Below are 13,061 nucleotides of genomic sequence, written 5' to 3' on the forward strand. Positions count from 1 at the left end.
ACCGAGCAGCTCCAGCAGGACAGTATGGCGCCGGTGTTTCTGACGGAAGCAGAAATCCGCGACTTCTACGAAGGCTTCAGCAACTCCACACTCTGGCCTACCTTTCACTACTTCAGCCAGTACGCCACCTACGAACAGGCCCACTGGGAGGCCTACGTGGCCGTCAACGAGAAATTCTGCCAGGCCGTGCTGGCGCTGGCCGGCCCCGACGACACCATCTGGGTGCACGACTACCAGCTGCTGCTGCTGCCCGAAATGCTGCGCCGCGCCCGCCCCGAGTGCACCATTGGCTTCTTCCTGCACATCCCCTTCCCGTCTTACGAGATGATCCGGGTGCTACCCTGGGGAGCCGAGTTATTGCAGGGCATGTTGGGTGCCGACCTCATCGGCTTCCATACCTACAGCTACATGCGCCACTTCCTGAGCGCCGTATCACAGATGTTGGGCTACTCCTCCCAGAACGGGCAGATTGAAACTCCCAGCCGCACCGTGCTCGTGGACGCCTTTCCCATGGGCATCGACTACCAGCGCTACGAAACGACGGCAGCCTCAGCGGAAGCCAAGCGCCACGAAGCTGAGTATCGTGAGGCCCTACGTGAGGTACGCGTCATCCTCTCCATCGACCGGCTTGACTATACCAAAGGCATTGCCCAGCGTCTGCGCGCCTTTGAAGTACTGCTACAGCGCTACCCCGAGTGGCGCGAACAGGTAAGCTTGATTATGCTGGTGGTACCTTCCCGCGACCAAGTAGCCCAGTACGCTGCCTTGAAGGAAGAAATTGATGAACTGGTAGGGCGCATCAACTCCCAGTATCGCACCATTACCTGGAACCCCATTCACTATTTCTACCGCTCTTTCCCCTTGGAAGAGCTTTCCTCGTTGTACCGCTTGGCTGAAGTGGCTCTGGTAACGCCTATGCGCGACGGGATGAACCTAGTAGCCAAGGAGTTTATTGCCAGCAAGGCAGACCAGCGCGGGGTGCTGATCTTAAGCGAACGAGCCGGGGCTGCCCGGGAGCTATCCGATGCCATCATCATTAACCCTACCGATACCAACCAGCTAGCTGAGGCGATGCACGAGGCTCTAGTGATGCCGGAGGAGGAGCAGGTACAACGCATGGCCGCCCTGCAGTCGTTGGTGCGCCAATACAACGTGTTTGCCTGGACCAAACTGTTCATGGACCGCCTGCAGTATAGCAAGATCAAGCAGCTTACGCTGGCTACCGAAACCCTGAGCACGGCTCCTCTCATGCAGCTACGCGAGGAGTTTGAAGCGGCCGAGTCGCGCCTGCTGTTGCTTGACTACGATGGTACGCTGGCACCCTTTAATCCGCTTCCCCAGCGCGCACAGCCTGATGCGGAGTTGTTGTTACTGTTACAGTCATTGACGGCTAACCCACGCAACCGAGTGGTCATCATTAGCGGGCGCGACCGGGGAACCCTGCAAAAATGGCTGGGACATCTGCCCGTAGACTTCATTGCGGAACACGGAGTATGGCTGCGCGCTGCCGGTGACGACTGGAGCCTATTTCAGGCCTTGAACAACAACTGGAAGCAGGACATACGCCCAATTTTGGAGATGTACGTGGCTCGTACGGCCGGCTCTTTCATCGAAGACAAGGAGTATTCCCTGGTATGGCACTACCGCCGCGCCGACGTGGAACTGGGCGCCGTCCGGGCCCGCGACTTGCTTAGCCACCTCACCTTTATGACGTCTAATACCGATTTGCAGGTGTTGGAGGGCAACAAGGTAATTGAGATTAAAACGGCCGGTATCAACAAAGGCACTGCCGCCGCCCGCTGGGTAAGCCAGTACAACCCCGACTTCATCCTAGCCCTCGGCGACGACCGTACCGATGAGGACACCTTCCGAGCTATGCCAGCAGAGGCATATACGGTGAAGGTGGGTAGCTCACCCCGCTCCCAGGCCCGCTACCACTTAGCCTCTACCCAAGAGGTGCGGCGCCTGCTCAGAAGCCTGCTGACGTAACCCTGCTACTCTCTTTTACTGCGCTACTTTCACAAGCCACTACCTTCTTCTAGGTAGTGGCTTTGTTTTGCTGAGCTACGCGCGCCCCCGGCTTGCCAACCCGAGTATTGCCGTACTTTCGTGGCTTTCAAGAGTGAGTAGTACGCATGCCCCATCTTCAAATTGACGACTTGCAGGTAGAAGTCGTACGCAAGAATATACGGACCCTGCGCCTGAGTGTGCACATGCCCGACGGCCGAGTGCGCGTAACCGTACCATTCCGCACTTCTGATGCCACGGTGCGGGAGTTGGTATTAGCCCGTCAGGCCTAGATTCATAAGCACCAAGCTACGTTTGCCGCGCGCGAGCAGCTACCACTTCTCACGTACGTAACAGGCGAGATGCACCTGTACCAGGGCACGCCCCATACATTGCGTATGCATCCTACCACCGGCCCAGCCAAGGTAGTACTGCAAGAGCCTGGCTACCTTGACTTACATGCCCCTCTTACGAGCACAACAGCCCAGCGGGCCCAGGCCCTGGCCCATTGGTATCGCCAGCGCCTGCGTGAGCAGCTACCCGCACTGCTAGAGAAATGGCAGCCTATAGTGGGAGTACAAGCCAACGCTTGGGCTATCAAACAAATGAAGACGCGCTGGGGCACCTGCAACATCCAGGCCCGGCGTATTTGGCTGAACCTAGAACTAATCAAGCGGCCCCTACCCTGCCTGGAATACGTGGTGGTGCACGAACTGACCCACCTGCACGAACGCTACCATAACGCCCACTTTTGGGGCCTTATGGACCGGTTCATGCCCGATTGGCGCCAGCACAAAGCCGAACTAAATCGGGTGTACCTGGGCTCGGCACCCGGCCCAGATGCGTGCTAACCGGTTAGCAACCACAAAGCCCCGGTGCTGAATCGCAGCGCCGGGGCTTTGTGGTTGCTGACCGGTTAGCTACTTACACGAACGTAGGACGATCTAGCTTTTTGGCAATGCGGTACGCGGCGTTTACTAGCCCTACGTGGCTGTATGCCTGGGGGAAGTTGCCCCATTGAGAGCCCGTTTTGGCGTCCACGTCCTCACTCAGCAATCCAAGGTGGTTGGTGTACGTGATGAGCTTTTCAAACTCCCGTACCGCGTCATCCAAGCGGCCCACGCAGGCCAGAGTTTCCACATACCAGAAGGAGCAGATAAGGAAAGTCGTTTCGGGGGTTCCAAAGTCGTCGGCGTGGCGGTAGCGGTAGAACAAGCCTTCGGGGGTCATCAACTCCTTCTCCAAGGCTTCTAAGTGGCGGTGAGCCCGCTCAGACGTTGGATCGAGGTAGCCCATCATGATGAGTTGCAGGGTACTAGCATCAAGGTGAGGCGAGCCAATGGCGTTGGTGTAGGCACCCCACTCGGGGCTGTAGCACTTCTCAATCCGCGACTCTGCTTCGTGCATGAGGCGAGTAGCCAATGCTTCCATTTCCGTGTCGCCGAGCGAATGAGCCACCTTGCGCGCGGCGTGGCTGCCAGCCCAGTGAAACAGGTAGGTGTAGCAATGGTACTGGGCCAAGTTGCGGAACTCCCACAATCCCGCGTCGGGCTGATCCATAGTGGCCTCAATGCGGTGCAAGGCCTCATACAGCAGTTTGGCAGGGTTCTGGCGCTCGGGGTCCAAGAAGCGGCAGTCCACGTAAAGCGGTAGCAAAGCTACCAGCACCTGCCCGTACACGTCGTTCTGAATGTGCGTGTACGCATCATTGCCAATACGCACGGGCTTGTTGCCTAGGTAGCCCTCCAAGTCCAGCTCCTGCTCTACCAGTTCCGAGGTGCCGCTGATGCCGTACAAAGGCTGGTACTTGTCTTTTACCTTGGTAGAGATATTGGCGATGTAGTGGAAGTAGCGCTCCATTTCCTCGAAGTGGCCGATGTTGTTGAAGGCCGTGAGGATGTAGTATGTATCGCGCATCCAGCAGTACCGATAGTCCCAATTGCGAGTGCTGCCCGGCGCCTCCGGCAACGATGTGGTACTGGCCGCAATGATAGCGCCTGTGTCCTCATACTGGTGAATTTTGAGGGCCAAGGCCGACCGGATAACCTGAGTTTGGTGGAAGCTGCTGATGCTGGTGCTCTTCACCCATGTACGCCAGTAGTCAATGGTGCTGCGTAAAAACCGCTCGGCGGTGCTTTCCAGCGGGGCCTCTAGCGGGGCGCCGTAGGTCAGCACGAGATACTTCGTTTCGTTGAGCACAAATTCCTCCTCATCCAGCACATACGTGAGCGGAATGTTAGTTGTGAGGCGAATTTCCTCTTCCAAGCCAAGGAAAGCAATGTGATTGGAGCTACGCCGCCGGTTTAGGGGCAGCTGCCCGTACTGGCCCACTGGCCGGCAAGCCACGCGCACCTGTGGGGTCCCGCTAATCAGCTCCACCTTCCGGATAAACATCAGAGGCTTGTAATAACGCTCGTACTGGGAGAAGCGCGGGGCAAAGTCCGTTACGCGGTAGGCACCATCAGCCGTAGTAATTTCCGTACACAGCACGTTGGTATTCTGCATGTAGTACTGGTGCGATTCGAAGCCCGCATCCGTATCGGCCGGCCGAATGCTGTACTCGCCCCCCTTTTGGGAGTCGAGCAAAGAGCCAAATACAAAGCTGCTGTCAAAGCGGGGCCAGCACAGCCAGCGCACGGCCGTGTCGGTGCCAATTAGGCCTAGGAAGGCGCAGTTGCCAATCAGGCCTAAGTCATAGGTATGTTTTGCCATCGGAAGAGAAGGTAGCGCGGCCGGGGGCCGAATGAAGTTCTGACCAGATAGTACCCTACCAGCGCCTTTCGGGTTGCCGTAGCCTTCGGTCCATTTGGCTCGTACAGCCAACTTTCTGCCTATCACTGCGCCATTGGCGCCCAACTCCCTCTGCTTTTGCCTGCTCCCAATTCGTCCTCTGGCTCTGCTCGCACCAACCACTTACCGCTGTACATTTCCTTGGCTTTGCTGGCTACTATGCTGGCTTGCTGGTTTTTGTGGCCTGCTTTTCAAACTACTCTCCGCGAAGGATTCACGGTATTGCGTAGCGGCGAGCAGCCCCGCATTGCCGCTTGGATGCACCAGTTTGGCTACTGGGGGCCAGTAGTGTTGGTACTGGGCATGGTGGTACAAATGTTTTTGTTTGTCATCAATGTTGTACTGCTCATTTTGGTAGCCATCCTTGCCTACGGGCCTTGGTGGGGCTCCCTGCTGGCACTCGGCGGGGTCGTAGTGGCTTCTAGCGTGGGCTACGCCTTGGGCTGGGCACTGGGCGAGTCTTTCGTGGCCCGGCTGCTGGGTCGCAAAACCGAACGTCACGTAGTCGATATTGTGCACGATTACGGGGTGTGGGCAATTATCATTGCCCGCCTCTCTCCCGCCCTGTCCGACGACGCCATCAGCTTTGTGGCCGGACTGGCCCGAATGGGCTATCTTAAATTTATCACGGCTACTGTGGTAGGAGTAGTGCCTCTTATTGCCCTGCTGGCCTACTTAGGAGAGGAAAGCCAGCGGCTCAAAACTGGGCTTCTATGGGTGTCGGGGGTAAGTGTTGTGCTGTTTGGCGCCTACATTTGGTGGGACCGACGCCGCAAGCGTGAAAAAAAATCTGCCTGATATTACGGTAGTTAGCCCATCATCTTCGTTTTTTTCACATTGACCTCTTGCGCTGAATCCATCGGGTTGTATCTTTGCAGCACCAAAACGGAAAAACGTCTGGTATTCTGGTCCGTTCGTCTAGGGGTTAGGACAGTAGATTTTCATTCTACCAACAGGGGTTCGATTCCCCTACGGACTACACAAAAGGCCTTCTGCTTCTTTAGCAGAAGGCCTTTTTATTTTTGCGCTATCAGAAAAATCCTGTTTTTGGCGTGAAAAATGTGGAGCACTAATGCGGGTACCTGCCACTCGTTCTACCTTTGCAGTGTCGCCCTTGTGCCGCTGGTTCCGATTTTTCGCTGCTTCCTGTCTGTTGTGCTGAAATCCGCTGATTTCCAGAGTTCGTCGGCCCGTCCGATGCGTATTGTACTGCTTGCTTGCCTGCTCTTGCTGAGTGTTTCTGCGGCGTGGGCACAACAGGTTCCCCTCCTGCGCGACCTGAGTTTGCGCACGGACACCACGCGCTACTCCATGAGCCGCAACACGGTGATAGTACAGGGAGAGCCAAACGTGTACTTCTACTACCGCCAGGACGACGAAACGGCTGAGCTACTGGTTTACCCCCAACTGGTACGATCTACCGCCCCCCTACGCTTGGTGCGCTCAGCCGATTTCCAGCTTATCGACTCCCTAACTGCCGTGGAAGGTGGGCAATACTACCGGGCTAAGCTGCGCTTTAAAGACTTGGGCGTAAACCGGTTCCTCAGCCTGTCGTTCCGCCAGCTCGCCGATTCGGCTGGTCAAGCCCCACTGACTCAAACGGTAAAGCTGCTTCCCGTTACGCGCACTAACCTGGAGTTGCGCCCCGCTGATACGGAGCTATTTATTGGAGAAGAGAAGGTATTTGACCTGATCAGCAACAACGTGAAAAACATTCGGGTAAGCCCCGAGTGGACCCACGGCCAAGATATCGACTACCGCATTGAACAGGACAAAGGCACTTTGCGCCTGCACGTACTACCCAATGCCCTCGGCACGCGCTTACTTACCCTGCGCCCCCAAACGGAGCGGCCATTTCTTACCGATAACAACCGCCGCGTAACCTACGCCCTGCCTCCCATACGGCAGGAGTTCACGGTGAAGGCTGCCCGTCTCCGTTTTCTCAGCGTCGATAAGAAAGAAATTACATTGGATGAGGCGGCCCAACGGCGGGGAGTGGAACTGATTTTGGATAATGGCCGCACGTTTGACCTGAAGCGCACCTACCGCATTGAAGACCAGGAGGAAGCCGGGGGAGCTTTGATTGCGGAACTATTTACCCGTCAATACCTCACCAACGACCGGGTGTTGTGCTGGCTGCGGGTATTCAACACGCACCGCCAAACGGAAAGCTACCTCTACATCAAGGAAAACGACCAAGCCAAGTACGTTACCAATTTCAACATTTCGCCTAAAACCAGCATCACTACGGTGAGTGTGCGCCACCGCGGCAGTGACTGGACTACTAATACTAGTGTGAACCCCGGTGAAACGGTAGATGTGCGCTTGGAAGGGCAATCCTTAGCACGTGCCCGGTTTCACTTCGAAGATGTACAGATAGTACCTTCCGACTCCAGCATACGAACTGACGTGGCAGTAGTATACCGCCTGCAGGTACCCGTCACTATCGACAAAAAGCGCATTACAATTTATAATGCGGGCCAGCCTACCGGCCATAGCTTATCGGTACGGGAATTTCAGCGCCCTCACCCTCTTGATTTTGTGGGTGTCACCTTTGGCGAATCTCCACGCCCATTAACCCGCCTCAATGGTCCGGTCTTGTATGATCGGACTATTCGCGACGTAGTATTTAGCTTCAATTCCGGTAGTATCGATTCCGACCAACAGTTGTACGGCAAGCAATACCTCACCTTTGATATTCGTACGCAGAATGCAAAAGGGGAGTTAATTGAGATGCGGACTGTTGATAACGTAGTAATATGCCCAGATGGCAACTCCGTGCGTGCGGCCTTCTACCAGGACAAACAGTGTCAGGTAGGCAATATTAGTCTGAACAGTCTACTGAACTACCGCAAGACCTACGACCTGGACGACTGGAGTACTATCATTATTACCGTAAAGCACACGCAAAGCCAATATCAGGAGCCCGGCTTCTCGCAGAAGTTGGAGCTAGTACTACAGCGCCGGGTAAAATTTGATATTGATATCAGTTTTCCAGCTGGTTTGCTTACCAAGCAGCTAACCGGCACAGTAGACAAGAATAACTATACGGCGTTCAGTGGCATCAGCTTAGCAACCCTAGCTCAATTCAGCTTTTATAACCCGAACAAAATCAACAAATTACGCCCTTATAAAGTAGGGGCGGGTTTTGTAGCGCTAAACGCATTTAACCTCAACAACGAAAATCAGAACCGAGACTTAGGGATTGTGGTGATAGGGTCGGTATACCCAACTCGTAGTGATGCTAAGCTAACATTCCCACTATACCTGGGAGGTGGCTACCTGATGAACAACGGTAATTTCTTCTTTCTTTTCGGACCAGGTATTGGCGTGCGTTTGTAGAAAGTGAGAAGTACATAATCCGAGGTCCGCGGCGAGGAAATTTTCCTACTTGCCGCGGACCTCTGCGTATGGGGATATGCCAGAGCTACGCTGTAGTAGCTCTGATGCATACTAGTCTTTGTCATCTATGTCGGCCCCCATTACTGCTCCTACTTCTCCTGCCACCTCCGCCTCGCCTTTCACGCCCCTAAAGATTCCCTTCTTCCGGGTGCTATGGATTGCCTCCTTTGTATCGAACATTGGAACGTGGATGCAGAACGTAGGAGCCGTGGGCCTGATGACACAGCTGACTCCCTCGCCCGTGTTGGTGGCCCTGCTGCAGACAGCATCGGCGCTGCCCGTGTTTCTGCTGAGCTTGCCCGCTGGCGCCCTTGCCGATTTGGTGGACCGGCGCAAGATGTTGCTCCTTACCCAAACCTGGATGGCGGCCACCGCCCTTGTGCTGGCTACGGTCACGCTGCTAGGCTACACGACCCCTTGGCTGCTACTGCTGCTCACGTTTATGTTGGGCCTGGGTGGCGCGCTCAATAACCCCGTTTGGCAAACCGTAACCCCCGAGCTGGTACCCCGCCAGGAACTACCCCAGGCCATTGCGCTCAATAGTGTAAGCTTCAACTTAGCACGGGCCTTTGGTCCTGCTCTGGGCGGCTTAGTTATCGGCTATTTTTCGGCGGGAGCCGCCTTCATGCTGAACGGGTTATCGTTTTTGGCTACGATGTACATGGTGTGGAGCTGGAAACGCGCCCCCCAGGCTACTTCTACACTAGCTACAGAGCGGGTAGTAGCTGCTATTCGGGGTGGCATACGCTACGCACGCTACGCGCCACCAGTGCAGCATATTCTGGTGCGGGGCGTTTGCTTCACGTTTGGCGCTAGTGCGCTGTTCGCCCTGATGCCGGCCGTAGTAGCTCGACGCCTGCACGAGCCTACTTCCTTCTACTCTATGCTGCTTTCCTGCATGGGCTTGGGAGCTGTGCTGGGCGCATTCATTCTGCCACGCCTTAACCGCCGCCTCACCATCGATTGGCGTGTGACGCTGGCTACCACTGCGTTTGCGGCCGGCTTGGTCGGTCTGGCATATGCCAATAATCACTGGCTGCTGTATGGGCTACTGGTGCTGGTGGGGCTGGCCTGGATGCTGGTACTGAACTCCTTTAGCGTGGGCGTGCAAACGGTGGTGCCCCGGTGGGTTCAGGCTCGCACCATCAGCCTTTATCTGCTCACCATACAAGGCGGTATGGCCCTGGGTAGCGTGGTATGGGGTGCCGTGGCCGAACGGCTGGGCTTGCCGCTAGCGTTGGCGGGGGCGGCGGTCTGGCTAGGTCTGAGCACGTTGCTCGTGCTTCGCTTTTCGCTGCGCACTGGTGAAGGGCTCGATTTCACCCCGGCGCGCCCTCGTTTGGAGCCCGTACTGGCTACTGAGCCTGCTCCCGAAGAAGGCCCGGTCATAATTACCACTACCTACCACGTAACTCCCGACAACCGGCCTGCTTTCACCTACCTCATGGAACAACTGGCGCGCATTCGGCGGCGCGAAGGAGCCATAGGATGGGGCCTGTATGCCGATCTAGCGGAGCCAACGCGCATGGTAGAATACTTCATGACGGAATCGTGGGAGGAACACGCCCAGCAGCACGAGCGAGGCGTCGGCCGCGACGAGGCCGACCTGAAAACCCAGATCAGAGCGCTGCACGAAGGTCCCGAGCCGCCTACCGTGTCGCACCTGCTGGCTCAGCACTACCAGTCTACGGCTACCCCACCCGTAATGGTACCCGGCAGCACCCGCCTAGTTGCCAGCACGGCCGGCGAAGCGACAGCATAGGGCGGGGAAAACGAGCAATAAGTAAGGGTATACTTGAGTCTTCCAGTTGAGGCCAAAACCTTATGGCTCCTCTGCGGCTTTCTACCTGTCGTTCCCCTCTCACTCTTCATGAAACTTCTCTACAGCTACCTCCGCCACTACTGGGGCCTACTAGCGCTGGCCTTGTTACTGGCGGCCATCAACCAGGTATTCTCCCTTCTTGACCCTTACATTCTGCGGCAAATTATTGACCGCTACGTGACACCCTCCCTGCGAAACTCCCAGCATCCTACTTTCTGGCAGTTTCTGATGGGTGGGGCGGGCCTCCTAATTCTTAAAGCTCTGGGCGTAGCCATGGTGTCGCGCATTGCCAAAAACTTTCAGGACTACTACACCAACGTCATCACCCAGCGGTTGGGAGCCGAGCTTTACTCCGATGGCCTGCGTCATTCCCTGGAGTTACCGTATCAGGTGTTCGAGGATCAGCGTTCGGGGGAAACTCTGGGCAAGCTACAAAAGGTGCGCACGACGTGGAGAAGCTTATTCAGAGCTTTGTGAACGTGTTGTTTATCTCCCTGGTAGCCATTCTGTTCGTGTCCTGGTACGCCATCAGCGTGTATTGGCCCATTGCGGTGGTGTATTTTCTCACGATTCCGCTGCTAGGCTCCCTAAGCCTATTTTTGAGCAAGCGAATTAAGGTGATTCAGAAAACCATTGTGGCCGAAACCACGGCACTGGCCGGTTCCACCACGGAAAGCCTGCGCAACATTGAGCTGATTAAGAGCCTAGGGCTAGCTCAGCAGGAAACCCAACGCCTGAATACGACCACCGATAAGATTCTCAAGCTGGAGCTGAAAAAGGTGCGCTACCTCCGCTCCTTATCATTTGTGCAGGGCACCTTCGTGAACCTGATGCGCAACGTGATTCTGATGATGCTGCTGTTTTTGGTAGTGCAAAAGATTATTTCAGTAGGCGAGTTCTTCTCCTTCTTTATCTACTCCTTTGCCATCTTCGGGCCACTGCAGGAAATGGGCACTATTATCAATGTGTACCGTGAAACAGAAGCTTCCTTGGCTAACTACCAGCTTATTCTGGACACGCCGAAGGAAATAAAGCCCGCCCAACCCAAAACCATCCGGCAGATTGAGACGCTGGCTTTCGACAGCGTGCATTTTCAGCACCTCACGGCCAACGTACCTGCCTGTCTGGCATCAGCTTCCAAACTAAACTAGGCGAAACCATTGCTTTCGTAGGTCCCTCGGGCTCGGGTAAAACTACGCTTGTAAAGCTGCTAGTAGGCCTCTACCCGCCCGCTGAAGGCCACATCCTATATAATGGCATTTCGGGCACTGAGCTCGACCTTGACACTCTGCGCGAGCAGATTGGATTTGTAACGCAGGATACGCAGCTTTTTGCGGGCACCATTCGGGAGAATCTGCGTTTTGTGGCCCCAAATGCTACCGATGAGCAGTGCATTCAGGCGCTGCACCAAGCCGCTGCCGATGGGCTACTGGCCCGCGCCCCACTGGGGCTAGACACGGTAATTGGTGAGGGCGGTGTGAAGGTTTCGGGCGGGGAGAAGCAGCGCCTTAGCATTGCCCGGGCCCTGCTGCGCCGCCCCACGCTGTTAGTTTTCGACGAAGCTACCTCCGCCCTCGACTCGCTCACGGAGGAAGAAATCAGCCAAACGGTACGGGAGTTGTCGGGCTCCCGCCAGCACATTACCATTCTGATTGCTCACCGCCTCAGTACCATCCTCCACGCCGACCGTATTTTCGTGCTAGAACGTGGTCATGTAGCCGAGGCCGGCCGCCACGAGGAGTTACTGGCCCAACGTGGGCTTTACTATGCCATGTGGCGCCAGCAAATTGGCGAGCGGCCGCAGGAAGCCACGCCGCGCGCTACCGCTATGGTATAGCTTAACATAAGGCTACAAGATGCAGCAGGCGAGTTTGGTGGCATGGCCCCTAGGCTGCCTGCTGCACTAAGCAGGAGGAGCGTGAGGCTCAACGGTAGGGAGGTGAGTAACCGTAGCACTTCCTGCCGTTTTCTCCATTCTAAAACGCACCAAAATTGGACTTCTGGCGTTATATAATCAGACTGCTTCGGCACGATTCCTGATTTGTTTGGTTTCTCACCTCACGCCTCTCCAATGACGCTCCACTCCCGCCTTTTCCGCCGCTTTGCAGGCTCTGGCTTGCCGGGTGGCTGCTGATTACCACTGCTGCTACGGCGCAGACCTCTTCTTCGGGCCAGCGCGATGTGCTGCGCGAAATCACTGACGTGGTGGGCCTGAAACCCCGCTTCGAGCTACGCTCCACTACGGCTGTGCAAAACGCAGCAGCGGTAGTGTACGACGGCAAGCGTTACCTTTTGTACAATCCGCAGTTTGTGGCTTCCGTAAACCGGGCAGGCCGTACCGACTGGGCTGGTATTAGCATCTTGGCCCACGAAATGGGTCACCACCTCAACGGCCACACCCTGCGTGCCGGTGGCTCAAACCCCGCCGATGAGTTGGAAGCCGACGAGTTCTCGGGCTTTGTGCTGCGCAAGATGGGCGCTAGCCTCGCTGAAGCCCAGGCTGGTATGGCCGTTGTATCTGATGATGAAGCTTCTCCTACGCACCCTGGTCGCCGCACCCGCTTAGCCTCCATCAGCGAAGGCTGGCAGCGGGCCAACCAGCAGATTGTAGCCAGCATTCGTACCACAGCTCCTTCCGCTACCCCCGCAGTGCTGACCAACCGACCAGCTATGCAAGCCGCTCCTGCTCTGGCTACGTCCAGCGGTTCGCCGGTGAGCGTGCTGGGTAAAATCACTTTTCGCGACAACCCTAGCGTGCCTTACTACCTCACCAATCACCTCAACGTAGTTCGCCTCGACCGGGGTGACCGCACGGCCCAGGTGGTAGGGCGCATCACCCGCTCCGATGCAGAGGGCTTCCCCTATGTGCTGGTAGATGGACAGCAGCGCCGCCTCTACATCAGCCAAGACGGTAGCATTTACAACGCTCAGGGCCGCCAGGTAGCGCTCCTCACCGACCCCTCCTAAGCTACTGCATACCTTTCTAAAAGGCTGTTCTTCCTTGGAAGAACAGCCTTTTTTGTTGCGTAACAGCTACAGC

Annotated in this window: 8 protein-coding genes, 1 tRNA gene and 1 pseudogene; 9 read left to right on the forward strand and 1 reads right to left on the reverse strand. The window is 56.2% G+C overall.

Going from position 1 to position 13,061, the window contains the following annotated elements:
* From VI25_RS20015 to VI25_RS20020, 3 genes are all read left to right on the forward strand, one after another.
* Positions 1-1,989 (forward strand): bifunctional alpha,alpha-trehalose-phosphate synthase (UDP-forming)/trehalose-phosphatase (locus VI25_RS20015; RefSeq protein ID WP_055562773.1); only part of this gene is annotated, 1,989 nt, incomplete at its 5' end.
* A gap of 146 nt (positions 1,990-2,135) precedes the next feature.
* Positions 2,136-2,300: a M48 family metallopeptidase gene (locus VI25_RS25310; RefSeq protein WP_161806996.1), complete on the forward strand. Its 165-nt coding sequence runs from the start codon at positions 2,136-2,138 to the stop codon at positions 2,298-2,300.
* A complete protein-coding gene (locus VI25_RS20020; protein ID WP_082455727.1) occupies positions 2,301-2,858 on the forward strand; it encodes a M48 family metallopeptidase in 558 nt (185 codons plus the stop codon). It abuts the gene before it with no gap.
* Between the two features lie 73 nt (positions 2,859-2,931).
* Here the strand turns inward: VI25_RS20020 and VI25_RS20025 are convergent, their stop codons facing one another.
* Entirely contained in the window at positions 2,932-4,719 is a 1,788-nt protein-coding gene (locus VI25_RS20025) for a glycoside hydrolase family 15 protein (RefSeq protein ID WP_055562774.1), read from the reverse strand.
* A gap of 156 nt (positions 4,720-4,875) precedes the next feature.
* Here VI25_RS20025 and VI25_RS20030 point away from each other — a divergent pair, with 156 nt between their 5' ends.
* The 6 genes and pseudogenes from VI25_RS20030 to VI25_RS20055 all read left to right on the forward strand — a co-directional run bounded on the left by VI25_RS20030 (position 4,876) and on the right by VI25_RS20055 (position 12,988).
* A complete protein-coding gene (locus VI25_RS20030) occupies positions 4,876-5,595 on the forward strand; it encodes a TVP38/TMEM64 family protein (protein ID WP_045687080.1) in 720 nt (239 codons plus the stop codon).
* A gap of 109 nt (positions 5,596-5,704) precedes the next feature.
* Positions 5,705-5,776: transfer RNA gene (locus VI25_RS20035), tRNA-Glu, on the forward strand.
* A gap of 176 nt (positions 5,777-5,952) precedes the next feature.
* Positions 5,953-8,139, forward strand: coding sequence for a hypothetical protein (locus tag VI25_RS20040; RefSeq protein WP_152981722.1), 2,187 nt, complete (start codon positions 5,953-5,955; stop codon positions 8,137-8,139).
* Between the two features lie 127 nt (positions 8,140-8,266).
* On the forward strand, positions 8,267-9,961 hold the full coding sequence (locus VI25_RS20045; RefSeq protein WP_052694914.1) for an MFS transporter: 1,695 nt from the start codon (positions 8,267-8,269) through the stop codon (positions 9,959-9,961).
* A 108-nt stretch (positions 9,962-10,069) separates the two neighbouring features.
* Positions 10,070-11,858 (forward strand): annotated as a pseudogene (locus VI25_RS20050) (ABC transporter ATP-binding protein).
* A gap of 344 nt (positions 11,859-12,202) precedes the next feature.
* Positions 12,203-12,988: a hypothetical protein gene (locus VI25_RS20055; RefSeq protein ID WP_052694913.1), complete on the forward strand. Its 786-nt coding sequence runs from the start codon at positions 12,203-12,205 to the stop codon at positions 12,986-12,988.
* Positions 12,989-13,061: the final 73 nt, after the last annotated feature.

The organism is Hymenobacter sp. AT01-02, from assembly GCF_000961955.2.
GTDB lineage: Bacteria > Bacteroidota > Bacteroidia > Cytophagales > Hymenobacteraceae > Hymenobacter > Hymenobacter mucosus.